Source organism: Novosphingobium profundi, assembly GCF_018491765.1.
GTDB lineage: Bacteria > Pseudomonadota > Alphaproteobacteria > Sphingomonadales > Sphingomonadaceae > Novosphingobium > Novosphingobium profundi.
Genome location: NZ_JABWCU010000013.1, coordinates 150,687 through 176,227, shown reverse-complemented (window position 1 = coordinate 176,227; position 25,541 = coordinate 150,687). Strand labels below are relative to the sequence as shown.

Here is a 25,541-nt window from a genome sequence, read left to right as displayed (position 1 = left end):
ACAGGCTACCAAGATGGCAACCACCGCAGACCAGTTCCAGGGCCACGTTTCGGACCACGGCCACGGGCACGACCATTTGCACGAACATCCGGGCTTCTTCGCCCGCTGGTTCATGTCCACCAACCACAAGGACATCGGCACGATGTACCTGATCTTCGCGATCTTCGCGGGGATCATCGGCGGTGCCTTCTCGGGCATGATGCGCGTCGAGCTCGCCGAGCCGGGCATCCAGTACCTCGACATGTTCGCGAAGTGGTTCGGGGCCGAAAATCCCGATTTCACCACCACGCTGCACACCTGGAACGTGCTCATCACCGCGCACGGCCTGATCATGGTCTTCTTCATGGTCATGCCCGCGATCATCGGCGGCTTCGGCAACTGGTTCGTGCCGATCATGATCGGCGCGCCCGACATGGCCTTCCCGCGCATGAACAACATCTCGTTCTGGCTGACGGTGGCGGGCTTCGTCTCGCTGATGTGCTCGGCCTTCGTGCCGGGTGGCACCGGGCTTGGTGCGGGCACCGGGTGGACGGTCTACGCCCCGCTCTCGACTTACGGTTCGCCGGGGCCGGCGGTCGACTTCGGCATCTTCGCGCTGCACCTCGCGGGCGCGGGCTCGATCATGGGCGCGATCAACTTCATCACCACCATCTTCAACATGCGCGCGCCGGGCATGACGCTGCACAAGATGCCGCTGTTCGTGTGGTCGGTGCTGGTCACCGCGTTCCTGCTGCTGCTCTCGCTGCCGGTCCTGGCCGCGGCGATCACCATGTTGCTGACCGACCGCAACTTCGGCACGACCTTCTTCGACCCTGCAGGCGGCGGCGATCCGGTGCTCTACCAGCACCTGTTCTGGTTCTTCGGCCACCCCGAAGTCTACATCATGATCCTGCCCGGTTTCGGCATCATCTCGCAGATCATCTCGACCTTCTCGAAGAAGCCGGTCTTCGGCTACCTCGGCATGGCCTACGCGATGGTCGCGATCGGCGTCGTCGGATTCATCGTCTGGGCGCACCACATGTACGCGACCGGGCTTTCGGTGAACACCAAGATGTACTTCACCGCCGCCACCATGGTCATCGCGGTGCCGACGGGCGTAAAGATCTTCTCGTGGATCGCCACGATGTGGGGCGGCAGCCTGGAGTTCAAGTCGCCGATGGTCTGGGCGATCGGCTTCATCTTCCTGTTCACCGTGGGCGGCGTGACCGGCGTGGTGCTCGCCAACGGCGGCATCGACGACAACCTTCACGACACCTACTACGTGGTCGCGCACTTCCACTACGTGCTCTCGCTTGGTGCGGTCACCGCGCTCTTCGCCGGGTTCTACTACTGGTTCCCGAAGATGAGCGGGAAGATGCACTCCGAGTTCCTCGCCCTGCTGCACTTCGCGATCTTCTTCGTGGGCGTGAACATGATCTTCTTCCCGATGCACTTCCTGGGCATGCAGGGCATGCCGCGTCGCTACCCGGACTATCCGGAGGCCTTCACCTACTGGAACCACATCGCCACCATCGGCTACATGGTCATGGCCGCCTCGCTGGTCGTCTGGTTCGTCAACATCGCCTACGCCTTCCTGGCCGGGCGCAAGGCTGGCGACAACTACTGGGGCGAGGGCGCGACGACGCTCGAATGGACGCTGACCAGCCCGCCGCCGTTCCACCAGTTCGAGACCCTTCCGGTCATCGACGAGGCGGCGCACCACTGATCGGATCGAGTCCCCTCTCGGTGTATGCATCCGGCAATTTGGCGGCCCCTGGGGGCGGTCAAATTGTCCGGCTCGCCTGAAAGGTGCGAACGGTGTATGGGCACGCCACCATGACGACCTCGATTACCCCCCCGACTCCGGCGCCCGCGCGGCGTCCGGCCGACTGGCGCGACCTTCTCGCGCTGACCAAGCCGCGCGTGATGAGCCTGGTGATCTTTACCGGCCTGTGCGGTCTCATCGCCGCGCCCGAGCGTATCCACCCGGTCCTCGCCTTTACCGCGATCCTGTGCATCGCGATCGGTGCGGGCGGCGCGGCGGCGCTCAACCAGTGGTGGGAGGCGGACATCGATGCGGGGATGAAGCGCACCGCCAAGCGCCCGCTCCCGCAGGGCCGGCTCGACCGCACCACCGCGCGCGACTTCGCGCTGGTGCTGTGCTCGGGGTCGGTCTTCCTGATGGGATTTGCGGTCGGCTGGCTGCCTGCGGCCATTCTCGTCGTATCGATCATCTACTATTCGGTGATCTACACCATCTGGCTGAAACCCCGCACCCCGCAGAACATCGTCATCGGCGGTGGTGCAGGGGCGTTCCCGCCGCTGATCGGCTGGGTCGCGGCGACCGGGCATATCACCTTGATGCCGGTCGTGCTCTTCGCGATCATCTTCATGTGGACGCCGCCGCACTTCTGGGCGCTCGCGCTCTTCGTGAAGAGTGACTACGCCAAGGTCGGCATCCCGATGATGCCGGTGGTTGCGGGCGAGAAGGCCACCCGCCGCCTGATCCTGATCTATTCGGTGCTGCTTCTGCCGCTTTCGGTCGTCCCCTGGGCGATCGGCGGCACCGGAGCGCTTTACGGCGTCAGTGCGCTCGTGCTTTCCAGCCTGTTTCTCGCGCTCTCGGTCCGCGTAGGCCTGCGCACGCGCGGCGAGGCCGACACGATGCGCCCCGAGAAGCAGCTCTTCGCCTATTCGGTCATCTACCTCTTCGCGCTCTTCGCGGCGCTGGTGATGGACCGGTTCATCGTGATCTGAGGGAATTCATGGGAGAGGACAGCAACGATACCGGCGTGAACGGGACGGGCCAGGACGAAGCCCGCTCGATCGCGCAGATCCGCAAGGGGCGCAATCGCGTCCTTGGCCTTGCCCTTGCTGCGTTCGTGGTGCTGGTCTTCTTCATCTCGATCGCCAAGATGAGCTGAGCCGATGGCCAGCCGCAACCTCCCCGCCCCCGATGAGGCCCGTCGCCGCAACCGCAAGGTCGGACTGATCGGCCTCGCGATGGCGCTGGGCATGTTGGGCATGGGGTTCGCGGCGGTGCCGCTCTACCGCATCTTCTGCCAGGTGACCGGCTACGGGGGCACCACACAGCGCGTCGACAGCGCCACCGCCAGCGCGGTCCAGGCGGTTGGCCGCACGATGTCGATCCGCTTCGACGCGAATGTCGAGCGCGACATGCCCTGGCAGTTCAAGCCGCTCCAGACCACCCATTCGATCAAGGTCGGCCAGCGCGACCTTGCCCTGTTCTGGGCGAAGAACACCTCGGACAAGGTCGTCACCGGGACCGCCAGCTTCAACGTCGAGCCCGAGCAGGCCGCCAAGTATTTCAACAAAATACAATGCTTCTGTTTCACCTCGCAAACGCTCCAGCCGGGCGAGGCGGTCAAGATGCCGGTGCTCTACTACGTCGATCCGGCGATCCTTGGCGACGAGGACAACAAGGACGTCGAGCAGATCACGCTCAGCTACACCTTCCACGTCACCGCGACGAAGGACCCCGTTGCCGTTGCAAAGGGTCTGGACCACGGCGAGGTGGGAAGTTAAGGCTCATACGGGGGCCGTTTCACGCAGTCCGGAGCGATCCGGGAGAGGCGCGGGGCGGCAAGAACAAGTTCGCTAAGAAACGGGGATGAAGGCGCAATGGCCGGTACCAAGAACCACGACTACCATATCCTGCCGCCGGATATCATCCCGCTGGCTACGACGCTGGGTGCGCTGATGTTCACCACGGGCATGGTGCTGTTCATGCACGACATGCCTGGCGGCGCCTTCGTGCCTTGGCTCGGCCTTGCGCTGCTGATCGCCGCGATGTGGACCTGGTTCGGCAAGATCGTCCACGAGGCGCGCGCGGGCGACCATACCCCGGTCGTCCAGCTGCACCAGCGCTACGGCATGATCCTGTTCATTGCCTCTGAAGTGATGTTCTTCGTCGGCTGGTTCTGGGCCTTCTTCGATTTCTCGCTGTTCCCCTCGACGTTGACCGACGTGGTCGGTGGCCAGTGGCCGCCCAAGGCGATCGAGGCGGTGATGGATCCCTTCGCGCTGCCGCTGCTCAACACGCTGATCCTGCTGTGCTCGGGCACCACGGTGACCTGGGCGCACCATTCGCTGATCCACGGCGATCGCGAAGCGGTGAAGAAGGGCCTCTGGGCGACGATCGGCCTTGGCGTGCTGTTCAGCCTGATCCAGGGCTACGAATACTGGCACGCGCCGTTCGAATTCGGCAAGAACACCTACGGTTCGGCCTTCTACATGGCGACCGGCTTCCATGGCTTCCACGTCATCGTCGGCACCATCTTCCTCGCGGTATGCCTCGCGCGCACGTACAAGGGCGATTTCACGCCGCGCCAGCATTTCGGCTTCGAGGCAGCGGCCTGGTACTGGCATTTCGTCGACGTGGTGTGGCTGTTCCTCTTCGTCGCGGTCTATATCTGGGGTGGCTGGGGCTACCCCACCCACTGATCGCCTTCGCAGGCGTATAGACGCCTCTTTCGCAATCCCCGAGAGAAGGGCAGCCGGCGCACACGCAGGCTGCCCTTCGCGGTTTGAGCCCATCTTGTCCGAAAGCCCGCCTGCCATGCGCCGCATCCCGATCGTTTCGACTCTCGTCGTGCTGCTTGCCGTGGGCACGATGGTCGCGCTCGGCTTCTGGCAGCTCGAGCGGCGCCAGGAGAAGGCGGCGCTGCTCGCGCATTATGCGCAAGGCCGTACGGATCGCCGCGAGGTCGCATGGCCCGCACAAGGCCCGGGGGCCGAGCTGTTCTACCGCCACGCCCGGCTCGATTGCGTCCGGGTGTCGGACTTCAGCGCGATGGCCGGGCGCAACCGCGCGGACGAGGCGGGTTTTGCCCGCACGGCTACTTGCCACCTGGCGAGCGGAGGCACCGCGCTCGTCGTACTGGGCTGGACGCAGCGCGCCGACGAGGCGGGGCAATGGCAGGGCGGCGAAGTCCATGGCGTGATCGCGCCCGGGCCCAGGCTCGTTGCCGATCCGCCGCTGGGCGGACTTGCCGCGATGGCACCGCCCGACCCGTCCGAGCTGCCCAACAACCATCTCTCCTACGCCGTGCAGTGGTTCCTGTTCGCGCTGACCGCACTCGTCATCTACGCAATGGTCTTGCGCAAACGGGGGCGCGGCTAGGCCTTGCGTTTCACACCGGCATTGCCTTGCGCGCCCTGCGGCGCTAACCGCGCGGGAAAGCCCGTTTTGGCATAGCGCACAGGTCCGTTTCGGCAGGCCGGATCCGACGAACAGGAAAGTCATGGACTACATCAGCACCCGCGGCAGCGCTCCGGCGCTCGATTTCGAAGGCGCAACGCTGGCTGGCCTCGCCAGCGACGGCGGGCTCTACGTTCCGCGCGAATGGCCCCGCTTCTCGAAGGACGAGATCGCGGCCATGGCCGGCCTGCCCTACGCCGAACTTGCGGCCAGGGTCATGGCGCCCTTCGTCGGCGACAGCCTGACCTACGACAGGCTGCTCGAGTTGACGACGCAGGCCTACGGCCGATTCGCGCACAAGGCGGTGACGCCCCTGAAGCAGCTCGACGAGCAGCAGTGGCTGCTCGAGCTGTTCCACGGCCCGACGCTTGCCTTCAAGGACGTGGCGCTGCAACTGCTGGGCCTGTTCTTCGAGGAATTCCTCTCGCGTTCGGATCGCAACCTGACGATCGTGGGCGCGACGTCGGGCGACACCGGCTCGGCCGCGATCGACGCAGTGGCCGGCCGCGCCAAGGTCGATATCTTCATGCTCCATCCGCATGGCCGCGTCTCGGACGTGCAGCGCCGGCAGATGACCACGGTGCTTGCGCCCAACGTCCACAACATCGCCATCGACGGTTCGTTCGACGACGCGCAGGCGATGGTGAAGCGCATGTTCAACGACAAGGACATGACCGACCGTTTCGCGATTGGCGCGGTCAACTCGATCAACTGGGCGCGCCTGATGGCCCAGGTGGTGTACTACTTCGCCGCCGGACTCCAACTCGGCGCCCCGCACCGCGAAGTCGCCTTCTCGGTCCCGACCGGCAACTTCGGCGACGTCTTCGCCGGCTATGTCGCCGCGCAGATGGGCCTGCCTGTCGCCAGGCTGATCGTCGCGACCAACGTCAACGACATCCTCCACCGCGCGCTGTCGAGCGGCGACTATTCGCAAGGCACCGTCACCCCGACCGCGGCGCCATCGATGGACATCCAGGTCTCCTCGAATTTCGAACGCCTGCTGTTCGACCTGGGCGGGCGCGACGGGGCGGCCATGGCCGAGCAGATGAAGGGCTTCGAGGCGAGCAAGGCGATGCAGCTTTCGAACGCGCAGCGCGAAGGTGCCGCCGCTCTGTTCCAGTCGGCCCGCGCCGACCAGGACGAGATGGCCGCGACGATCCGCTGGGCCTGGGAGAACTGCGGCGAACTGATCGATCCGCACACCGCCTGCGGGCTGTTCGCCGCGCGCACCGCAGGTCTGGACGCGGGCACGCCCGTCGTCACGCTGGCGACCGCGCACCCGGCCAAGTTCCCCGACGCGGTCGAGCGTTCGACCGGCCACCGCCCGAGCCTGCCCTCGCGCGTGGGCGACCTGTTCGATCGCGAGGAGAAGTGCTCGCGCCTTCCCGGTGACTACGAGGCGGTCGCCGAGTTCGTGGCGGGTCTCGCCTCGCCCAAGATCTGATGGCGCAGCTTTCCACTTCTCCCGTCCTGATGGTCGGCGAAGGCTGGGACGATTACGGCCTCGTCGATTCGGGCCATGGCCGCAAGCTCGAGCGCTACGGCGATCGCCGCTTCGTGCGCCCCGAGCCGCAGGCGATGTGGACGCCCAAGTTCGCCGACTGGGACGCGGACGGCGAATTCGTTCCCGGCTCGGACGAGGACGGCGGCGGCAAGTGGCAGTTCGACCGGCAGGTGCCGCGCGAAGGCTGGCCGCTCGCGTGGAACGAGGTGGCGTTTACCGCAAGCTGCACACCGTTTCGCCACCTCGGCTTCTTCCCCGACATGGCGCCGGTCTGGGACTGGATGCGCGAACAGCTGGCCGGGCGCAGCGACGCCGAGACGATGAACCTGTTCGGCTACACGGGCGTGGGCACGCTCGCGCTTTCCGCGCATGGCCGCGTGACCCACGTCGACGCCTCGAAGAAGTCGGTCGCGCAGGCGCGCGAGAACGCCGCGCTCGCCGGGCTTGAGGAGCGTCCGGTTCGCTGGATGATCGACGACGCCGCCAAGTTCGCCGCGCGCGAGGTGCGCCGGGGACGCCGCTACGACGGCATCATCCTCGACCCGCCCAAGTTCGGGCGCGGCCCCGATGGCGAGACTTGGCGCCTGGAGGAAAATCTCCCCGGCCTGCTCGCCGATTGCCGCAGGCTGCTCGATGGCGAGAGCCGCTTCCTGTTCCTCACCGTCTACGCGGTGCGCATGTCCTCGCTCGCGCTCGCGGGCCTGATGGACGAGCTCTTCGCCGACCTCCCCGGCACGATCGAGCACGGCGACCTTGCCGTTCGCGAAGATGGCGAAGGACGCCTGCTTCCCACCGCGATCTTCGCGCGCTGGTCGAACCCCGCCTGAGCGGCCCACGCGCGTGACCATGGCGCTATCCGGCCTGCGGTCAGCGGCCGGATAGACGGCGCGCCGTGCCGGGCACGCGGCACTCTCCCGCGATCGAGGGGGAAGCATTGATGGCAAAGGCCTGGACGTTCACCGCGCGCGTGCTGCACTGGGGTATGGCGATCGCGATCGCGCTGGAAGTCGGTGTCGGCTTCGTCATGGCGCAGACGTTCCTGGCTTCGCTAAAGGGGGGCTGGCCGGCTCTCCTGCATCTGCGCAGCGAGCAGATCCACCATACCCTGGGCTTCACGCTGCTGGCGCTTGCCCTGTTCCGGATCGCCAGGCGCCTGCGCCACCGCGCGCCGCCGCCCGAGCCGATGGGTACCCCTGCGCGTGTCGCAGCCGGGCTCGTCCAGGCGCTGCTCTATGCGCTCATGCTGCTCCTGCCGCTCTCGGGCTGGTCGGCGCTGTCGGCGCTGGGTTCGGGGGCGGGGTACGAAGCGCCCTCGGTCTGGTTCTTCGGCTACGACGGTTTCGCGCCGGGGGGATGGATTCCGCACCTCGTTTCGCCAAAGCCCTGGAACGCGCCCGGTTGGCTGGTCTACGGGACCTTCGCCAGGTTCCACGTCTACGCGGTCTATGTCGGTGGAGCGCTGCTGTGCGGGCATATCGGCGCGGCGCTCTACCACCACTTCGTGCGCCGAGACGGGGTTCTGCGGCGCATGCTCGGGCGCGACTGAGCCGTGCCGAGCGCGCTGAGTGCGCCGGTCAGGGCGCGGGGTCGGTGCCCCGTTCGCCCTGGCTCCGGATGGTCTGGTAGGCGGCCTCGCGTGCGTCGGGTTCGAGCGAAAGGAGATAGCGCTTGGCCTCCTGGAAGGTCAGCAGCGCGCGTCCGTCCACCACGATCGGTTCGGTGCGGCCGTTGAACAGCCGGCGCAACAGGCGGCGCTGGGGACGGGTGAGCGCCTCTGCTTCTGCGTGCGGATCGGGGGTGGGCTGGGGCTCGGTCATGCAATAAGTCCTGTCACAGCGCTGCGCTCTATGCCAACAGGCGCACCGATCAAGCCAATTCGAAAGCAGACCATGGCCCGCAAACGCCGCAATGACTGGGAATTCGACGACGACAACGAGGAAGAGGCCGCCCCGCCGCCCGATTGCTGGCTGTGCGGGCGCCCGACCGGCTCGGAGATCGTGTGGCACCATCCCGTCCCCAAGAGCCGGGGCGGGCGCGATACGGTGCCGATGCACCCGATCTGCCAGAGGACGATCATCACCCACTTCACCAACTCGCAGCTCGAGCGCTTCGGGATGGACGCAGAGGGGCTCAAGGCCGACGAGACGATCGCCAAGTTCGTCGCCTGGGTCGCCAAGAAGGAGCCCGATTTCAACGCGCCGATCACCAAGAAGAAGCGCTGAAGTTCCGATGCGCCTTGCCTTGTTCGAGCCCGAGATCGCCGGCAACGTCGGTGCTGTGTTGCGCCTCGGTGCGTGCCTGGGCGTCGCGATCGACCTCATCGAGCCCATGGGCTTTGCCTGGGACGACAAGCGCGTGCGCCGTGCGGCGATGGACTACATCGACCATGTGACTTTCGTGCGCCATGCCAGCTTCGCGGCGTTTCGCGAGACGCTGGGCGGCGCGCGTCTGGTGCTCTTCACCACCAAGAGCAGCGAGAGCGCCTACGAATTTCGCTTCCGCGCGGACGACGTGCTGCTGTTCGGCAAGGAGAGCGCGGGTGTTCCCGAGACGGTAGCGCAGGCCTGCGAGGCCCGGGTGCGCCTGCCGATGCGGCCCGAGGTGCGCTCCATGAACCTCGCGATGACGGCGGGGATCGCGCTTGGCGAAGGGCTGCGCCAGACGGGCAGTCTGCCGGGTTGATACCGCGCCGTTCCGGCGCACAGGTTTCCAGCCCGGCCATTTCGCACTAAGGGGCGCCATGACCGATTCGCTTATTCTGGAAGTCGCGGACTTCGAACAGGACGTCCTCACCGGCATCTACTCGGAGGAAACCGGCAAGCCGCAGCCGCTGCGCTTCACCATCTCGGTGGGCCTCAAGCCCGCCGTGCACTACACGCCCGACACGCCGCTCTCGGCCAGCAAGAACTACATGGACCTGAAGTTCGCCGCTTCGCAGGCGTTTCCCGAGGACGTGCACTTCACGCTGATCGAGGCGGTTGCCGACCACGTGTGCGACACCCTGTTCCTGCAGGACGAGCGCATCACCATGGTCCAGGTCAAGATCGTCAAGCTGGCGATCGCCGAGGCGGGCGAAAAGATCGGCATTACGCTGACCCGTCACCGTCCGTGAGTGGGCCGGGCATGGGAGACCTGCTCTACGTCGGCCCGCTGCCCGGCGATCCGCTCGACGCGGCGGCCGATTTTCACGCCCGCGTGCTGCCCGGGATCGAGGCCACGCTGGGCGGGGGCGCGCATCCGCTGACGCTGGTGTTCGAGCCCGCGACCAGCGACCACCGCGCCTGGCGCCTGGCGGTCGTGCAGGGTCTTGCCCGCCGTTTTGCCCCCTCGCGCGTCAATGCGGTGGAGACCGACAGCGCGCAGGCCCTGGCCGCGACCCACGCCTGGCTGGAAAGTCTCGGCGCGATCACCGGGCAACTCTTCGCACTCGATGGTAATGGAGCGATGGCGATGGTATGACCATCGCCGATGACATCGATCGCTCCACTTGTTGACCAGTTCCAGCGTCGTATCACGTACTTGCGCCTGTCGGTGACCGACCGGTGCGATCTTCGCTGTTCCTACTGCATGCCCGAGCGCATGACCTTCCTTCCGCGCAAGGACGTGCTCAGCCTCGAGGAACTGCACGAGCTGGCGCTGGGCTTCATCGCGCGCGGCATCCGCAAGATCCGCCTGACCGGCGGCGAGCCTTTGGTGCGGCGCGACATGGTCGAACTGGTGCAGGCGCTTGGCCGCAAGATCGGCGACGGTCTCGACGAACTGACGCTCACCACCAACGGCACGCGGCTGGCCGAATTCGCCGACGACCTGGCCGCCGCGGGCGTGCGCCGGGTCAACGTCTCGCTCGACACGCTCGATCGCGCGGCCTTCCAGCGCCTCGCCCGGCGCGATTCGCTGCCGCAGGTCCTCGAGGGTTTGCAGGCCGCGCGCGAGGCAGGGCTGGCGGTCAAGATCAACGCGGTCGCGCTCAAGGGCATCAACGAGCATGAATTGCCCGAGATGATCGCCTGGGCGCACGGGCAGGGGCACGAGATCACGCTGATCGAGGTCATGCCGCTGGGCGAGGTGGAGGAGGATCGCTTCGACCACTACCTGCCGCTTCTGGCCGTGCGCGAGCAGCTCGAGGCGCGCTGGACGCTGCGCGAGAGCGACCATCGCACCGGCGGGCCGGCGCGTTACTTCGACATCGCCGAGACCGGCGGTCGGCTCGGCCTCATCACCCCGCTCACCCAGAACTTCTGCGAGGGCTGCAACCGCATCCGGGTGACCGCCACCGGGCAGCTCTTCGCGTGCCTGGGCGGCAGCGAGCAGGTCGACTTGCGCGCCGCGCTGCGCTCGGGCGAGCCACAGGCCGCCTTGTCGCGTGCACTGGACGCCGCAATGCGCATCAAGCCCGAGCGTCACCACTTCACCATCGAGGAACCGGGCGCCGCACCCGCGCTTTCCCGTCACATGTCGATGACAGGAGGTTGACGAGGTAATGGCGCTGAACATGGTATTCCTGGGCAAGCTGGAAGATGTCGCGGGCTGCGGCGCGCGCGCGATTCCGCTGGCCGACACACTCGATGACGCGATCGATTCGCTGGGCCCCACGCTCGCCGAGGCGCTGCGGGGCCCCCGCGTGAAGCTGGCGGTCAACGGCATACTCCTGCAGGACCGCGACGCGCCTGTCCTGCGCGATGGCGACGAGATCGCCTTCCTGCCCCCGGTCTCGGGCGGCTGAGCACGATGGACACGCCCGCTCAGCGCAGCGATGTCCGGCTGCTGGACGCGCCGTTCGATGCGGCCGCGACGCTGGCTGGCTTCACCTCGGCGCAGGCGGCAGCGGGCGGCATCGTCAGTTTCCTGGGGCAGGTTCGGCTCGACGAAGGTGTCGAGGCGCTCGAACTGCGCCATTACGAACCACTTACGCGGCCCGCGATGGAGGATCTTGCCGCGCAAGTGCGCGCGCGCTGGGCGCTCGAGGGGCTGCTGATCGTCCACCGCAGCGGCGAAATGGCGCCGGGCGAGCCGATCGTGCTGGTCGCCGCCGCCGCGCGCCATCGCCGCGACGCCTTCGCCGCCGCCGATTTCACGATGGATCATCTCAAGAGCGAATCGTGGTTCTGGAAGCGTGAGAAAGTCGGCGGCACCTGGCGCTGGGTTGAGCCGCGCGCGCAGGATTTCACCGACATTGCGCGCTGGCAGGCCAAGGCTCCGGCCTGAATTCAGCCTCTCGTCCCGGCCTCGATCGAATCGGCCCGGACTTCGCGCGAATGCGCCGCGCGATTGACGCCGGTCAATTTCCGGTGCGCAGCTTCATGGCATGACTATCCCCACGCTCGCGCGGGAATTTTCGGGGGGATCACGGTTTTCCCTCGCGCGGTGTCGGTCGGGACTGCCTCGCGGTGTCGACCACCTGATCGCGGATGCCGGTGCCGGGGGGCTTGCGGGCATCCGCGATCAGGCATTTCCCCCTGAGCGGGCCCATCCCTCCTTCTCCTGCCAGCCTTCAGGCCCCGGAGAGACGGCCCGACAGCTTCGTGATCACCGCATCCTCGTCCGCGATCCAGCCTTGCACTTGTTCGCGCGCCGCCGCGATCGCCTCGGCTTTGGGGGAGGTCTCGAGCGGAGCCTCGTCGCGCGCGGCAAAATAGAGCTGGTCGAGATCGGCAAGCGCGGTCATCGCGGCCGAGCGGCTGCTCTCGAGATCGGCGAGCGCGATCTGCGCGGCGCTCCATGCATCGCTGGCCCTGTTGCCCGAGGCGGCTACGGCCCGTTCCGCGGCAGGACGCTTTTGCGCGAATCGCGTGTTCGCGCTGCGCGCGACCGCGACGAGGCCGTCGAGGCGGGTGGTGAGATCGGCGTCGGGCGAGGGCAGCGCGGGCGCCGCCTCGGCATCGGCCTTGGCGGGCTGGGCCTGCATGCGAGTCTCGACCTCGCGGATCGCGAGCGAGGGGTAGGTGCCGGTCGAGGAGCACGCGGCGAGAAGCGCGAGGCTCGGAACGGCCAGGGCGAGCCGGTACTTCGCGAAAAGGCCCCGGAGGCGAACGGGTTGGCAGGCGGCGGGGCGCAGGGCAGGGCAGTTCATGCCATGGGCCATAGCACGCCTCCGGTCCGGATCGAGAGCGAATCGCATCGATGCGCTGTGACGGCGTGGCGCGAGCGCAGGGGAGCGACCGCTACACCCGTCCCGGCCTCGCGCAATCAGGGCAAAGCGTGTGGTTCACCGACTCTTCGGTTGACACGAATCGCCCCTTGGCCTAACGGCACGCTTCTTTCCGGCATGGCGCAGACAAATCACCGATTTGGAGCGTATATGTCGGTGCGTCGCCCGCAAGGCTTCCCACGGTTCTTCGTCGGACCAAAGCGGCCGGGGCAAAACAACATTGTTTCGGCTCGTTTCGGGCATACACGAGATTAGGTAAGGGCACCATGTTCGCAGTAGTGCGCACGGGCGGCAAGCAGTATCGGGTTGCCGCCGGAGACAAGATCGCGGTTGAAAAGCTGGCTGGTGAAGCTGGCGAGACCATCACGCTGGGCGATGTTCTGATCGCCGGCAAGGACGGTGAAGTCCTCGACGCCTCGAAGGTTTCGGTTTCGGCCGAGATCATCGCGCAGGCGAAGAGCGAGAAGGTCATCGTCTTCAAGAAGCGTCGCCGCCACAACTATCGCCGCAAGAACGGCCACCGCCAGCAGCTTACGCTGCTTCGCATCACCTCGGTCGGCTAAGCGCCGATTTTCGAAAGGAAAACGAGATGGCACATAAGAAAGCAGGCGGTTCGTCGCGCAACGGTCGCGACTCCGCGGGACGCCGCCTTGGCGTCAAGAAGTTCGGCGGTCAGGAAGTGATCGGCGGCAACATCATCATCCGTCAGCGTGGCACCAAGGTCTACGCCGGCGTCAACGTCGGCATGGGCAAGGATCACACCCTGTTCGCGCTGACCGAAGGCCGCGTGCGCTTCCACGATGGCAAGCTCGGCCGCAAGTACGTCTCGGTCGACGTGATGGCCGAAGCCGCCGAGTAATCGGACCAGGCTGACAAAGCCGACATGGGGACCATCCGCGAGGATGGTCCTTCCGGTCCCCGCGGCCGGCTGCGAAGAGGGAGTAGGCGCAAGGCCTGGCTCCCTTTTTTGCGTTGGGCGGTTCGCTCCGTCGCAGGGACCTGCCGCCCGGTCGGCGAGCTGTCGCGGTCCGCGACAATCGCGCGTGCGGCGATACGCTTTGCGACAGAGCCGTAATGTCGATGTCATCGCGCTTCTCTAGCCATGGCCTGGGGCTGATGGATGGAGAAATGACATGTTCATTCGCAGCGAGCGTCTTTTCCTGCGGCCGATCTGGCCCGAGGACCATGGCGATCTGGGCCGGATGGTGGCCGGATCGCGCAACACCGACAACCCGGCAACGCTGTCCTGGTCGCGGGGGCCTCAGGGACTGCCCGAGCCCGTGTCCGATAGTGGTCGAAGCCGTGGCTGCCTGCCGCACTTCGCGGTGACCGTGCCCGGAACGGTGGATGGTCGCCTCATCGGCTGCGCCGCCCTCATCGCGAATCGGACCGCGGTGGAGCTGCGTTTCTGGATCGAGCGCGGCGCGCGCAGCACGAGCTATGCCAGCGAGGTCTGCCGCGAACTCGTCCGCCTGGTGCGGGCACTGGGCCTGGGCGGCGTGGTCGCGCGCACTGCCAGCGACAACCGCGCGGGCGTGCAGGCGCTCGAGGCGAATGGCTTTCGTCGCATCCGGGCCGAGATGGTCGGGGCCGGCGCGCGCGCCGCGAACCGGGCCGAGTCGCCGCTCGAATACCATCTGGACATGCACGGGGGCGTGGTCGGCGCGCCGGCATCATCGCGCCAGCCGGCGCTCAGCGCGGCCTGAAGTGGAGCGGCGCAAGGGCCGCTTCCCTAGCCGCGCGCTAGAGGCTTCTTAATCTGTCCGAACCAAACCATGATCTGTCCCGAAGAGAGGTCATCCGCGCAATTTCCGTGCAATGCGAGGCAAAGTGTTGCATAGGGAGGCTGCGGAAAAGAGAAAACAAATGGAGAGACAAACAATGTTCATCCGCACGGAGAGGTTATTTTTGCGGCCCGGTTGGCCTGAGGACTTCGAGGAAATCTTCGAGGCGCTCAATGGCGATGCCGTGCCCCGGACCCTGACTGTGCCCGGGTTGCCCCGGTCCCTTGGTGACGTTCGCCGCCTGCTCGAGGAAACGCGCAATCCGCGCCTGCCCCAGTTCATGATCTACCTGCGCGCGCCTGGCGGGGCGCAACTGGTGGGTCACATCGGGCTTGTGGAAGGCGAGCACGAGATCGAGCTGGTCTATTGGATAAAGGCGCGCTTCTGCGGTCGTGGCTTCGCCGGAGAAGCGGTGCGGGCCATGCTCGAACAGGCGCGTTCGCTCGGCCACGCGCGAATCGCGGCCTACGAGCCGATCGAGAGCGACGGCGACGCGCGCGTCCTGCTCGCGGCCGGCTTCGAGGATGGCTACCGTGTCGAGGAGCGCTTCAGCGCGCAGAACGCCTGCGTGATCCCGGTCCGCCGGTTCGAGGCGACGCTGGCGCGGGGGCGTGCGTCCTTCGTCGCGCACGAGCAGCCGCATGCGCATTCGCTCAGCGCCTGAGGTATCGACCGCCGGTGATCTGATGGAATTCGAGGCAATGGACAGGGCGCCTTTCGGGGCGCCCTGTTCGTTTTGGCGTCAGTCGGCGGTGCCGGTCGCGAGATCGAGCCAGTCGGGCACGCAGGCCGGCGGAATCGATTCGACCCGCAGGTGATCGACGGCGAGGCCAAGGTCGGTATACGTCGCGCGCCGGCGCTTCTCGTCCGACTGTTCGAGCGGGACGACGATGAGGCGGCGGTTCACTTTCTGGCGCCAGTTCATGCGCGCGGTGTTTTCCTGGCCGACGTAGCATCCCTTGGTGAAGCTTACCCCGTTGAGCTCGGACGCGTTGCATTCAAGCCAGAGCGTCTCGCCATCGCCCAGTTCGGCGCGGCCTTCGGTGACGCCCAGCGCAAGACGATGCGCGCGCCAGGCCGCGTCGGCGCCGGTGAGGATGTCGTCGGGGTCGTTGGGGTCGAACGGGGCGATCCAGCGCTCGCCGAGCGCGGCGAGCCGCGGGTCACTGGCGGCGCCGTCGCCGGTGTGCGGGCGCCAGTGGACGAGGAGCGTGTCGTCGCGCGCGATGTCGATGGCGCGGCGCAGTCGGTACATCGAGATGCGCTTGGCGAGGGTGTCGGCCACGCTTGCCTCGCAGTCGAGCAGCAGGTCCTCGCCCGCGGGCCAGACCAGGAAATCGAACAGGACCTTGCCTTGCGCGCTGAGCAGGCCCGACCAGACCGGAAGGGGGCCCTTCACGTCGGCGGTGACGAGGCCTTGCAGGAAGGCGGCGACGTCCTCCTGCGATTCGGGGCGAGGGGACAGCCGGATCACGGCACGGTCGAACAGTCGGGTGGCGCTCATGTCGTTTGAAATGGGAGCGCGCGGGCCAAGTGCAAGGTTGGGGCGTGCGATTGTCGGGCGCTCCTAGGCGGGAACGTCGAGCACGGGCAGGCGCTCGCGCAATTCCTCGAGCACCCACAAGGCCGCCGGGCCTGGACGGCTGTCGCGGCGCCACAGCGCCATAAGCGGATAGGCCATGCGCCCGCGCTCGGGCAAGTCGAGCTCGACGAGGGTGCCGTTGGCGAGGTCCTCGCGCACCGCATCGCGCGGCATCGAGCCCCAACCGATCCCCTCGCGCAGCAGGTCGTGCTTGGCGCCGAGGTCGGCGAGTCGCCAAGTGTGCGGGCTGAGCACCGCGAAGTCGCGCCCATGCGTCAGCTCCGAACGGTCGGTCAGCACCAGTTGGAGGTGGCGGCGCGTGTCACCCGGTGCGATCCGCGTCTGGCGTCCGAGCGGATGGTCGGGGGCGGCGACCGGCACCATCTCGATCGCACCGATCACTTCCTGCTCGAGTTCGGGCAAGTCGGGCAGGTCGGGACCGGCGATCGCGAGCGTTGCCTGCCCGGCAAGCAGGCTCGTCGCCACCGAGCCGAGCGCTTCGACGTGAAGGCGCAGGGGGACGCGCGGAAAGCGCTCCTGGAAGGCGCGGAGCAAAGGCGCCAGCACGTGGCTGGGAACCATGACGTCGACCACCAGCGAGAGCTCGGGCTCGAGCCCCTGGCGCAAGCTGCGCACGCGCGAGAGCAGCGTGTCGAAATCCTCGGAGATCGTGCGCATCTCGGCAAGCAGCGCGCGTCCCTTCTCGGTCAGCACGGGTTTGCGCGAGCCTTCGCGGTGGAACAGGATGACGTCCAGTTGGAGTTCCACTTGCGCGATCGCGTAGCTGACGACCGAGACCGCGCGGCCCAGCTTGCGCGCCGCGCCGCCGAAACTGCCTTCCTCGACGACGGCCAGGACGATGCGCAAGTGGTCGAGACTGGGCGGTACGAGATTCGGCATTCAAGTTTCCTGTACATTTTCATCGATTTTATCGTAATTTTCCGATGATATGGAAGCCCCTATGGGGATTTTAACAGCGGGGGTGACCTTGCCCTCGATCCCGAGCCACCTTCGGTTCGCACGGCCTTGCATAAAAATAACAGGCCAACTCGGGAAAAGGTGTCCATGCTTGACGGACAGGTCGCTCGACACAGGAGGAGCGCTTAGAATGCTGGAATGGCGCCCCTTGCCGGAAAAGGTGTCTCCCTTGCGCGAAGTTTCGTGCAAGCGGTGCGATGGTAACGTTTTCATGAAGGCTCTTCCCACTATGGATGCTACCACGCTAGAGGATCGTGAAATCGCGCACGCGGCTACCGCCTGACGATTTTGCTTCGCGTGGGACGATGTCGGAACGCTCTGTTCCGACTAATCTCGCGATCCTCCTAACCCGCATTCAAGGATGAGAAGACATGACCGCCCAATCGCTCGGACGCACGGCCAATGACCGCATCGAGAAGCTGATCGTCGATCGCTGGTCGCCGCGCGCTTTCGATGGCAGCGCCATTCCGCAGGAAGATCTCGAGGCCATCCTCGAAGCGGCCAGCTGGGCGCCGTCGGCCTACAACGTCCAACCCTGGACGTTTCTCTACGCGGTCAAGGGCGATGCCAACTGGGACCTGTTCCTTTCGCAGCTGATCGACTTCAATAAGGGCTGGGCGCAAAGCGCTTCGGCGCTGGTCTTCGTCGTCTCGGACAGCCAGATGCGCTCGGAAAAGGGCAATTCGGACAATTACAGCCACAGCTTCGACGCTGGCGCGGCCTGGGCGCTTGCCGCCCTCCAGGCGCTGAAGCTGGGGTACCACACGCACGGCATGACCGGCCTCAAGTTCGGTGAAGCCGAGGCCGCGCTCGGCGTGCCTGCCGACCACCGCCTCGAAGCCGCCTTCGTCATCGGCAAGATCGGCGACAAGTCGACGCTGCCGGAATTCCTTCAGGATCGCGAAGCGCCTTCGGGTCGCAAGCCGCTTTCGCAAGTCGCGCGCGCGGGCAAATTCGCCTGACGGGTTTCACCGTCCGGCATCCCGGTACCTGCCACCTCCACCATCATCATCGGCAGGTACCGTGACTGGCCCGGTCTACCCATCCCTTTCTCGACAGGGATAGGTAGACCGGGCCTCCCTTTTCGAGGTTCGTGCGCCAATCGCGCCAAGCGCACCAAAGGGGCTGCCGCAGCCTTGGCTCCCTTTGGGTCACCGACAGGCGGCCAGCGCCGGGGCCCTTGTGGCGGCCGTGTCGCGCACCATCATCCTGCCCGCGATCGTACGATTCGAGGGGAAGTCAACGGGATGGCACATTCACGTTTTCGCTGGGTAGCGCTTGGTTCCGGATCTCTCGCGGCCGGTGCCCTGGCCCTGCTCGCGCCGGGGGCGGGTCTTGCACAAACGGCGGACGCGGGGCGGACGGTTTCGGCGCCGGACGCGATCCGCCAGGAGGCTCCGGTGCGGATCTGGCCCGAGGGGGCGCCAGCCATCCCCGGGTGGCCCGGCTACGACCATCCCGCCGTGCGCGAGCAAAGGCAGCCGGGCACGGACCTGCTCCTCAATGTCACCGATCCGACGTATACCGCCTACCTGCCTGCCATGGGGCGTGCGCGCGGGGCCGGTGTGGTGATCGCGCCGGGCGGCGGCTTCCGCGTGCTCGACATCGCGATGTGCGAGGACCTTGCGAAGTGGTTCGCTGCGCGGGGGATCGCCGCCTTTGTCCTGAAGTACCGCACCGCGCCTTGGGTCGGCGATCGCGCGGAGATGCAGAAGCGCTTGTGGGAAATGCGCCGCAACGTGCCGGGCAAGGCCGGCGTGGCGGACGGCCTGGAGGCGCTGCGCCTGATCCGTGCGCGGGCCGCCGATTACGCGGTGCGGCCCGAGCGGGTCGGCGTGATCGGTTTCTCGGCGGGAGGTCACGTGGCGGGCATGATGGCCGCCGCATCCGATCCCGAGGCCCGCGCGAGCTTTGCCGGTCTCATTTACGGCATGCCCTACGAGGGCGATCTCATCGAACTGCCGCCGGCCAACCTGCCGCCGACGTTGGCCTCGCTGATGGCCCCGGTCGGTGCCCCCCCGCCCCGGCCCGCGCCCGATCGTCTGCCGCCGCAATTCCTGGCGATGGCACAGGACGACGTCGCGGCGCAGGACGGCTTTCGTACGTATTACGATCGCCTCTTCGCGGCGGGTTACCGCCCTGAACTCCATCTTTACGCCAAGGGTGGCCATGGCTTCCGGCTCGGCTCCAAGGACACGACGGCCGCGCGTTTCGCCGAACAGTTCGTCGACTGGCTCGAGGTCGAGGGTTTCCTCGCCCTGTAGTTCGAGCCTGGCCCCGATTCGAGGACCAGACGTGCTTGTTGGCGTGCTCCGGAAATTCTTTGCGACCGCACTCCAAGGCGCGTCCCTGGCGTATTCCTCGGGAGGTGAATTAACCTTTATGAGTATCGCGATTTCGAATCTTGCAATCGTATGTCGATTCATTTTCCTGCCATTTGGCAAGGATGTTGCCTCAAGCCGTCTAGAATCCTTTCATGTCGTGAGAGATTTTTCGTCAATTTCAACATTCAAGCGGTTTGGGGGGCCGTCGGTAGGAAGGGTTTAGCGATGTTCCATTGGTTCGAGGTCAAGGCGCCGATACGCCAGAAGCTGAAAGTGGCATTCGGTGCGGTGCTCGCACTCATGCTGGTCATGGGTGTCCTGGGCATGATCCTGCCCCCCAGCGTCCACCTGGTGCTGCTGGTCGTGGTCGTGGGCGCGACGTTCTACGTGACCCACGTGTGCAGCCGCATGATCGCGGATCCTTACGTGGCGACGGTCGTGCGCATGGAAGGGCTTGCCGCCGGCGACCTGACCGGACCGATCGCGCACACCGAATACGAGGACTGCGTGGGTCGCATCTCGCGCGCGATGCTGATCTTCCGCGACGCCGCGGTTGCCCAGCGTGAATCCGCCGAGCAGCAGGCTGAAGTCGTGCGCGTCCTCGGCGCCTCGCTCGACCGCCTCGCGCAAGGTGATCTGACCGCCGACGTGACCGCCGATTTCCCCGGCGCCAACGCGGTCCTGAAAGCCAACTTCAACCAGGCGCTGGCTTCGCTGCGCGAGCTGGTGGGGTCGGTGGTCCAGTCGACCGAGGCGATTGCCACCGGCTCCTCGCAGATCACCAGCGCCTCGGACGACCTGGCCCGCCGCACCGAATCCGCCGCCTCGAGCCTGGGCGAGACCGCGAGCTCGATCGGGGCGATGGACGGGCGCCTCAAGGCTTCGGTCTCGAATGCGCAGCGCACCGTCTCGCGCGCCGACGGCGCGATGACTTCGGTCGAGACCGGGCGCAGCGTGGCGAGCCAGGCAGTGCAGGCGATGGGCCGCGTTTCCGAGAGCGCCAAGGGCATCGACGACGTCATCGAGGGGGTCGACAAGATCGCCTTCCAGACCCGAGTCCTTGCCATGAACGCGGCGGTCGAGGCGGGCCGCGCGGGAGAGGCCGGGCGCGGCTTCGCGGTCGTTGCCGACCTGGTCTCGGCGCTTGCCATGCGCGCCGAGGAGGAAGCGGGCCGCGCGCGCGACCAGCTTTCGAGCACGCAGTCCGATGTCGCCGCGGCGGTCGGCATGGTGCGCCACGTCGACGATGCCTTCTCGGCGATCCTGACCGACGTGCGCGAAGTCAACGGCCTGCTCGAGAGCATGGCCAGCGACAACTCGGCGCAGTCGAGCTCGATCGGCGAGATCAGCGCGACGATCGGTCAGATGGACCAGTCGACGCAGCAGAACGCGGCGATGGTCGAGGAAACGTCGGCGGCGGCGCGCAATCTCGAGGGCGAAGTTGAGCGCCTGCGCGCGCTCACCACGCGTTTCACCATCGCCCACGGCGCCATGGCCATGGGCTGAGAACCGCTTCGGGTGGGCACCGGGGCCCCGTTCAGAACGGGACCTTGATGCCCACCATGACACGGTTGCTGACCATGCCGTTGGGCAGGACGGCGGTGTCGAGATGGAGGTCGAGGCGGGCACCCTCGCCAAAGTCGATCGCGGCGCGCGGCAGTCCCTTGCCCTCGGGCGCCGTGTAGCCGCGAAAGCCGCCTGTATCGCCAAGCCGTTCGGCCTCGGGATCGGGCGCGCAGACGACGATCTCGCCGGGCCGCGAGGCGCGCGTGCAGCGCGGGCGCACCGCGTGGAACGAGTGGTCCGGCTCGTTCGCGTCGAGCGTGGCAAGGTCGAAGGCGGGGCCGGTCACGGCCGAGGGCGCGGGCGCTTCCAGGGCGGGCGGCGGGGGCAGTCCATCGGCAACGGGCACAGGCGGTCCTCCTGGGATGTCGTGCGCGAAATTGCCTGCCAATTGCGGCGCAATCGCGGCCGGGCGGCACCGTCCGCCTTGCACCCGGGGACTTGCGCTCCTAGGTCGTCTTTGACGAAGCCCGGCACTCGCGACCGGTCGATGGAAAAAGGCGCAACCCAGATGACCGATATGGCTCCCGAACTCGTATTGTCCGGCGGCACGGTGCACACTCCCAACGGTTCGGGTGTGGCCGACGTTGCGGTGCGCGACGGCAAGATCCTGGGCGTTGGCAGCTACCCGGACGCGGCGCGCCGGATCGACTGCACCGGGCTCGACGTCCTGCCCGGCGTGATCGACAGCCAGGTCCACTTCCGCGAACCCGGCCTCGAGCACAAGGAAGACCTCGAGACCGGCAGCCGTGCGGCGGTCATGGGCGGGATCACCGCGGTGTTCGAGATGCCCAACACCAATCCGAACACCGATTCGACGATGCGCATTCACGACAAGCTCGAACGCGCGCACCACCGCATGTTCTGCGACCACGCCTTCTACGTCGGCGCGACGGCAGAGAACGCCGAACACCTGGGCGAACTCGAGCGGATTCCGGGCACCGCGGGGGTCAAGATCTTCATGGGCGCCTCGACCGGCAACCTGCTCGTCGCGCACGACCCCGAGCTTGCTCGCGTGCTCGCCAATGGCCGCCGCCGCGTCGCGATCCACTCCGAGGACGAGGATCGCATGAACGAACGCAAGGGTGAGCGGGTCGAGGGTGATCCCTCGAGCCACCCGGTCTGGCGCGACGACGAGAGTGCGATGCGCTCGACCAAACGCATCCTGCGCCTGGCACGTGAAGCGAAGCGCCCGATCCACATCCTCCACATCACCACCCCCGCCGAGCTCGAGCTGATCGCGCAGCACCGCGACATCGCGACTTGCGAGGTGACCCCGCAGCACCTCACGCTCTGGGCCGAGGACGCCTATCCGCGCCTGGGCACGTACGCGCAGATGAACCCGCCGATCCGCTCCAAGGCCCACCGCGACGGGCTGTGGCACTGGTTGCGCCAGGGCGTGCCCGACGTGCTCGGCTCGGACCACGCGCCGCACACCAAGGAGGAAAAGGCCAAGGCTTATCCGGCCAGCCCCTCGGGGATGCCCGGCGTGCAGACGCTGCTTCCGCTGATGCTCGACCATGTCGCCAAGGGGAACATGACGCTCGAGCGGCTGATCGACATGACCTCGGCGGGCGTGCAGCGCGTGTTCGGGCTGGTCGGCAAGGGCCGCATCGCCACCGGCTACGACGCGGACTTCACCGTGGTCGATCGCAAGGGCAGGTTCACCATCACCGACGACTGGGGCGAGAGCCGCTGCGGCTGGTCGCCGTTCACCGGCATGGAGCTCGACGGCCGCGTGGTGGGTACGATCATTCGCGGCCATGCCGCGATGTGGGAAGGCCAGCTGGCCAACCAGGCGCAGGGCGAAGCGCTGCGCTTTGCCCACGCGCTCTAGGAAGCGGCCTCTCGCCTGCCGGGGCGCTTGCGGCGCCTCAGCAGGTCGAGCGTGAACAGGCCGATCGCGCACCAGATGAAGGCGAAGCAGGCGATCTGGGTCAGGCGAACCTCTTCGTGGAAGACGAAGACGCCCAGCAGGAACACGATCGTGGGCGTGACGAACTGAACGAAGCCGAGCGTCGAGTAGTCCATGCGCCGCGCGGCGATGGCGAAGAACAGCAGCGGCAGGCCGGTGAGCACGCCCGCCAGTGCGAGCAGCGCGTCGGTGAGCGGCGACTGGCCCAGGCTCGAACCGCCGGGCGCAAGCGCCTGGTGGATGACGACCCAGACGCCCGGCACGGTCAGGATCAGCGATTCGACCGTGAGTCCAGGCAAGGCCTCCACCGCCACGCGCTTGCGCAGCAATCCGTAAACGCAGAAGAAGGCCGCGAGGCCCAGACTCACCCACAGCATCGTCAGCGCGTTGACGGCCAGGATCGCGACGCCGATCCCCGCCAGCGCCACGGCGCCCCACTGCAGGCGGCTTAACCGCTCGCCGAGGAAGAGCGTACCCGCCAGTACGTTGAGCAGCGGATTGATATAGTAGCCCAGGCTTGCGGCAAGCACGTGGCCCTGCTGCACCGCCCAGACGTAGATGGTCCAGTTGGCCCCGATCGCTAATGCACTGGCGGCGAGTATGGCGAACGTGCGCGGGTTGCGCAGTGCCCCTGCGACCGCGCCCCAGTCACGTCGCAGGCTGACGAGGAGAATGCAGAAGGGCACGGTGAAGACGATCCGCCAGCCCACCATCTCGAAGGCGGGCACGTGGCGCAGCGCGGCGAAGTAAAGCGGTAACAGACCCCAGAACAGATACGTGCCCAGCGCGTAGGGCAGCCCGCTTGCGGTGCTTCTGGCTTGCGCGTTCATGAATGATTTCGTGTCCGATGGTGGATTTTGTCGGAGGTGCGCCGGGAAAGGGCTCCTTTCACCGCACCCGTAGTTTCGTTTCGTCGATATTATCGAATCTTACAAGTGCGTTGCAGTCGGTTCAGCTTTCTTGGTTTAAATATGAATGCATGACGCGGATCACCCCAGGGGACACATAACTGGGGTCCGCAACCAAGGAGATACACGATGCACGCATTCATCAAGGCAACCGCGCTTGCCGCGGCGAGCGCCAGCATCGCCACCGCGGTTCCGGCTTCGGCGGCAGTGCAGAGCTACGGTCCCGCTTCGGCCACGCAGTTCCATGCGCCCGGCGAGGAGACCAGCGCCTATGGCCGCGACCGTTACCGTTATTCGCGCGAGGATCGCCGCCGCGGCTACGGCCGTGACCGCTACCGCGGCTACGACCGCCCGACGCGGGTCTGGCGCGGCAACAACGGGCGCTATTATTGCCGCAAGCAGGACGGCACCACCGGTCTTCTGATCGGCGGCGCGGCGGGGGCCTTGCTCGGCCGCGAGATCGACGGCGGGCGTGACCGCACGGTCGGGACGCTGCTGGGCGCCGTGGGTGGCGCGCTGCTGGGCCGCGAGATCGATCGCAGCGATTCGCGTTGCCGTTAATCCGGGGCAGGAAGGGCGCTGTTCGACCTGTGGCGGCGCCCTTCCTTCCACCGGCTTCGTAATCCCCACCGCTATGGACGGCGACACCGCGGTGGGCCGCCGGTTGCAGGTACGCTTCACGGCCTGCAATTCGTCGCGGGAGGGCGTCTGCTTTTCGGAAGCAGGCGTCCTCGATGCGCGTGCTGAAGGGGGGCTCCCGTCGCCTTCGTGCCTTTCCCGAAATGGGACGTAGACCTGCAATAGGCTGGTCTTAACCTGCTTTTTCCCCTTTCTGGGCGATCAGAACGAACCGACGCAGCGGCCAAGGGCGGCGCGCGCGGGTGAAGAAGGATCGCGACAGATGAGCAAGTTCCTCCGGGTGCAGGCGGCAGGTCCGCTGGCGATGGCCGCGCTGGCCTCGCTCCTGCTGGCAGGCTGCGGCGGCTCGAAGGAGCCGACCGCGCCCTCGAGCGATCCGGCGGTGAGCGGCGCCCTGGGCGATGACATCATGGTCGACCCGCAGATGGCCGGGCAGGACGGCGCGGCGCTTTCGGCCGACGACGGCGCGATCACTCTGCCCCCGCAGGACCTCTCGGCCGAGACCATCGCCGATGCGCGCAAGAAGGCCGCAGCGCTTGCCGGCGGAGCGCTGAAGCCCGCCCCGCAGCCCGGGAACGGGGGCCTCGCGCCGCTCAGCGAAGGGGCCGCGACCGCCGCGCAAGTGGCGAAGGCGGCGCAGCTCGCGCACACCGATTGCACCGCCAAGCTCGATTTTTCGAACACCTGGGCAGCCAAGTTGCCCAAGGAGCTGCCGGTCTATCCGCGCGGCGCGGTGCAGGAGGCGGCCGGGATCGACAAGGACGGCTGCGCGATGATCGTGGTCAACTACGCGACCGCGATGAGCCCTTCGGATGTCCTGAGCTTCTACTACACCCTGGCGGACAAGGTGGGGTACACCGCCCAGGTCGCGCGCGCCAAGGGTCAGTACGCGATCGGCGGGCGCAAGGGCGGCAAGGCCTACGTCGTCTACGTCAATAAGGTCGGCAGTTCGGCGGTGACCGAGGTCAACCTCGTCACCTCCGGCAAGTAGTCGGG

General features: G+C 66.9%; 32 protein-coding genes. 26 read left to right on the top strand and 6 right to left on the bottom strand.

The window, feature by feature from the left end; all coding sequences use genetic code 11:
* Window positions 1-13 precede the first annotated feature (13 nt).
* The 9 genes from ctaD to HT136_RS16355 all read left to right on the top strand — a co-directional run bounded on the left by ctaD (window position 14) and on the right by HT136_RS16355 (window position 8,250).
* Window positions 14-1,705, top strand: a complete 1,692-nt coding sequence (ctaD, locus tag HT136_RS16395) for a cytochrome c oxidase subunit I (protein ID WP_214200870.1) — start codon at window positions 14-16, stop codon at window positions 1,703-1,705.
* 110 nt (window positions 1,706-1,815) lie between these two features.
* Window positions 1,816-2,736 (top strand): heme o synthase, encoded by a 921-nt coding sequence (locus HT136_RS16390; RefSeq protein ID WP_214200869.1) that lies wholly within the window; start codon window positions 1,816-1,818, stop codon window positions 2,734-2,736.
* Window positions 2,737-2,744: 8 nt separating this feature from the next.
* Entirely contained in the window at window positions 2,745-2,903 is a 159-nt protein-coding gene (locus HT136_RS16385; RefSeq protein WP_214200868.1) for a hypothetical protein, read from the top strand.
* 4 nt (window positions 2,904-2,907) lie between these two features.
* Window positions 2,908-3,525, top strand: coding sequence for a cytochrome c oxidase assembly protein (locus HT136_RS16380; protein ID WP_214200867.1), 618 nt, complete (start codon window positions 2,908-2,910; stop codon window positions 3,523-3,525).
* A gap of 96 nt (window positions 3,526-3,621) precedes the next feature.
* Window positions 3,622-4,443: a cytochrome c oxidase subunit 3 gene (locus HT136_RS16375; RefSeq protein ID WP_214200866.1), complete on the top strand. Its 822-nt coding sequence runs from the start codon at window positions 3,622-3,624 to the stop codon at window positions 4,441-4,443.
* A 115-nt stretch (window positions 4,444-4,558) separates the two neighbouring features.
* The gene (locus tag HT136_RS16370) at window positions 4,559-5,122 is read left to right on the top strand and encodes an SURF1 family protein (protein ID WP_214200864.1); all 564 of its coding nucleotides are present in this window, start codon (window positions 4,559-4,561) and stop codon (window positions 5,120-5,122) included.
* 121 nt (window positions 5,123-5,243) lie between these two features.
* Window positions 5,244-6,644, top strand: coding sequence for a threonine synthase (gene thrC / locus HT136_RS16365; protein WP_214200863.1), 1,401 nt, complete (start codon window positions 5,244-5,246; stop codon window positions 6,642-6,644).
* Entirely contained in the window at window positions 6,644-7,531 is an 888-nt protein-coding gene (locus HT136_RS16360; protein ID WP_214200862.1) for a class I SAM-dependent methyltransferase, read from the top strand. Before thrC ends, HT136_RS16360 begins: the two co-directional genes overlap by 1 nt.
* Window positions 7,532-7,641: 110 nt before the next feature.
* Complete coding sequence (locus tag HT136_RS16355; protein WP_214200861.1) at window positions 7,642-8,250, top strand: cytochrome b; 609 nt, start codon at window positions 7,642-7,644, stop codon at window positions 8,248-8,250.
* A 28-nt stretch (window positions 8,251-8,278) separates the two neighbouring features.
* On the opposite strand, the gene HT136_RS16350 is transcribed toward HT136_RS16355, so the two are convergent.
* The gene (locus HT136_RS16350) at window positions 8,279-8,521 is read right to left on the bottom strand and encodes a hypothetical protein (RefSeq protein ID WP_214200859.1); all 243 of its coding nucleotides are present in this window, start codon (window positions 8,519-8,521) and stop codon (window positions 8,279-8,281) included.
* Between the two features lie 72 nt (window positions 8,522-8,593).
* Between HT136_RS16350 and HT136_RS16345 the strand changes: the two genes are divergently transcribed.
* From HT136_RS16345 to HT136_RS16315, 7 genes are read left to right on the top strand one after another with little or no spacing between them, the layout of a single operon-like run.
* Window positions 8,594-8,926 (top strand): hypothetical protein, encoded by a 333-nt coding sequence (locus tag HT136_RS16345; RefSeq protein ID WP_214200858.1) that lies wholly within the window; start codon window positions 8,594-8,596, stop codon window positions 8,924-8,926.
* A gap of 7 nt (window positions 8,927-8,933) precedes the next feature.
* Window positions 8,934-9,386, top strand: coding sequence for a tRNA (cytidine(34)-2'-O)-methyltransferase (locus tag HT136_RS16340; RefSeq protein ID WP_214200857.1), 453 nt, complete (start codon window positions 8,934-8,936; stop codon window positions 9,384-9,386).
* A gap of 58 nt (window positions 9,387-9,444) precedes the next feature.
* Window positions 9,445-9,816, top strand: a complete 372-nt coding sequence (locus tag HT136_RS16335) for a dihydroneopterin aldolase (protein WP_214200856.1) — start codon at window positions 9,445-9,447, stop codon at window positions 9,814-9,816.
* An 11-nt stretch (window positions 9,817-9,827) separates the two neighbouring features.
* The gene (locus HT136_RS16330; protein WP_214200855.1) at window positions 9,828-10,163 is read left to right on the top strand and encodes a Rossmann fold domain-containing protein; all 336 of its coding nucleotides are present in this window, start codon (window positions 9,828-9,830) and stop codon (window positions 10,161-10,163) included.
* A gap of 9 nt (window positions 10,164-10,172) precedes the next feature.
* Window positions 10,173-11,177, top strand: a complete 1,005-nt coding sequence (moaA, locus tag HT136_RS16325) for a GTP 3',8-cyclase MoaA (protein ID WP_214200854.1) — start codon at window positions 10,173-10,175, stop codon at window positions 11,175-11,177.
* 7 nt (window positions 11,178-11,184) lie between these two features.
* Window positions 11,185-11,427, top strand: a complete 243-nt coding sequence (locus HT136_RS16320) for a MoaD/ThiS family protein (RefSeq protein WP_214200852.1) — start codon at window positions 11,185-11,187, stop codon at window positions 11,425-11,427.
* Window positions 11,428-11,432: 5 nt separating this feature from the next.
* Window positions 11,433-11,909 carry a molybdenum cofactor biosynthesis protein MoaE gene (locus HT136_RS16315; protein WP_214200851.1) on the top strand — a complete coding sequence of 159 codons (477 nt, stop codon included), beginning with the start codon at window positions 11,433-11,435 and terminating at the stop codon, window positions 11,907-11,909.
* A 286-nt stretch (window positions 11,910-12,195) separates the two neighbouring features.
* Here the strand turns inward: HT136_RS16315 and HT136_RS16310 are convergent, their stop codons facing one another.
* Window positions 12,196-12,774 (bottom strand): hypothetical protein, encoded by a 579-nt coding sequence (locus HT136_RS16310; protein WP_246543786.1) that lies wholly within the window; start codon window positions 12,772-12,774, stop codon window positions 12,196-12,198.
* Window positions 12,775-13,118: 344 nt separating this feature from the next.
* Here HT136_RS16310 and rplU point away from each other — a divergent pair, with 344 nt between their 5' ends.
* From rplU to HT136_RS16290, 4 genes are all read left to right on the top strand, one after another.
* On the top strand, window positions 13,119-13,415 hold the full coding sequence (gene rplU / locus HT136_RS16305; protein ID WP_214200850.1) for a 50S ribosomal protein L21: 297 nt from the start codon (window positions 13,119-13,121) through the stop codon (window positions 13,413-13,415).
* A gap of 26 nt (window positions 13,416-13,441) precedes the next feature.
* The gene (gene rpmA / locus HT136_RS16300) at window positions 13,442-13,711 is read left to right on the top strand and encodes a 50S ribosomal protein L27 (RefSeq protein WP_214200849.1); all 270 of its coding nucleotides are present in this window, start codon (window positions 13,442-13,444) and stop codon (window positions 13,709-13,711) included.
* A 274-nt stretch (window positions 13,712-13,985) separates the two neighbouring features.
* On the top strand, window positions 13,986-14,558 hold the full coding sequence (locus tag HT136_RS16295; RefSeq protein WP_214200848.1) for a GNAT family N-acetyltransferase: 573 nt from the start codon (window positions 13,986-13,988) through the stop codon (window positions 14,556-14,558).
* A gap of 160 nt (window positions 14,559-14,718) precedes the next feature.
* Window positions 14,719-15,300: a GNAT family N-acetyltransferase gene (locus HT136_RS16290; protein WP_246543785.1), complete on the top strand. Its 582-nt coding sequence runs from the start codon at window positions 14,719-14,721 to the stop codon at window positions 15,298-15,300.
* Window positions 15,301-15,378: 78 nt separating this feature from the next.
* On the opposite strand, the gene ygfZ is transcribed toward HT136_RS16290, so the two are convergent.
* Together ygfZ and HT136_RS16280 are read right to left on the bottom strand one after the other, a co-directional pair.
* On the bottom strand, window positions 15,379-16,140 hold the full coding sequence (gene ygfZ / locus HT136_RS16285) for a CAF17-like 4Fe-4S cluster assembly/insertion protein YgfZ (RefSeq protein ID WP_214200847.1): 762 nt from the start codon (window positions 16,138-16,140) through the stop codon (window positions 15,379-15,381).
* Window positions 16,141-16,203: 63 nt separating this feature from the next.
* On the bottom strand, window positions 16,204-17,118 hold the full coding sequence (locus HT136_RS16280; RefSeq protein ID WP_214200846.1) for a LysR family transcriptional regulator: 915 nt from the start codon (window positions 17,116-17,118) through the stop codon (window positions 16,204-16,206).
* 449 nt (window positions 17,119-17,567) lie between these two features.
* Here HT136_RS16280 and HT136_RS16275 point away from each other — a divergent pair, with 449 nt between their 5' ends.
* From HT136_RS16275 to HT136_RS16265, 3 genes are all read left to right on the top strand, one after another.
* Window positions 17,568-18,158: a nitroreductase family protein gene (locus tag HT136_RS16275; RefSeq protein ID WP_214200845.1), complete on the top strand. Its 591-nt coding sequence runs from the start codon at window positions 17,568-17,570 to the stop codon at window positions 18,156-18,158.
* A 285-nt stretch (window positions 18,159-18,443) separates the two neighbouring features.
* The gene (locus HT136_RS16270; protein WP_214200844.1) at window positions 18,444-19,460 is read left to right on the top strand and encodes an alpha/beta hydrolase; all 1,017 of its coding nucleotides are present in this window, start codon (window positions 18,444-18,446) and stop codon (window positions 19,458-19,460) included.
* Between the two features lie 285 nt (window positions 19,461-19,745).
* Window positions 19,746-21,026 (top strand): methyl-accepting chemotaxis protein, encoded by a 1,281-nt coding sequence (locus HT136_RS16265; RefSeq protein WP_246543784.1) that lies wholly within the window; start codon window positions 19,746-19,748, stop codon window positions 21,024-21,026.
* A gap of 31 nt (window positions 21,027-21,057) precedes the next feature.
* On the opposite strand, the gene HT136_RS16260 is transcribed toward HT136_RS16265, so the two are convergent.
* Entirely contained in the window at window positions 21,058-21,432 is a 375-nt protein-coding gene (locus tag HT136_RS16260; protein WP_214200842.1) for a hypothetical protein, read from the bottom strand.
* 162 nt (window positions 21,433-21,594) lie between these two features.
* Between HT136_RS16260 and HT136_RS16255 the strand changes: the two genes are divergently transcribed.
* A complete protein-coding gene (locus HT136_RS16255) occupies window positions 21,595-22,920 on the top strand; it encodes a dihydroorotase (RefSeq protein WP_214200841.1) in 1,326 nt (441 codons plus the stop codon).
* Here the strand turns inward: HT136_RS16255 and rarD are convergent.
* Window positions 22,917-23,828, bottom strand: coding sequence for an EamA family transporter RarD (gene rarD, locus HT136_RS16250; protein WP_214200840.1), 912 nt, complete (start codon window positions 23,826-23,828; stop codon window positions 22,917-22,919). The two genes, HT136_RS16255 and rarD, sit on opposite strands and share 4 nt — an antisense overlap.
* A gap of 207 nt (window positions 23,829-24,035) precedes the next feature.
* Here rarD and HT136_RS16245 point away from each other — a divergent pair, with 207 nt between their 5' ends.
* Window positions 24,036-24,467, top strand: coding sequence for a glycine zipper 2TM domain-containing protein (locus HT136_RS16245; protein ID WP_214200839.1), 432 nt, complete (start codon window positions 24,036-24,038; stop codon window positions 24,465-24,467).
* 340 nt (window positions 24,468-24,807) lie between these two features.
* Window positions 24,808-25,536, top strand: coding sequence for a hypothetical protein (locus HT136_RS16240; RefSeq protein ID WP_246543782.1), 729 nt, complete (start codon window positions 24,808-24,810; stop codon window positions 25,534-25,536).
* Window positions 25,537-25,541: the final 5 nt, after the last annotated feature.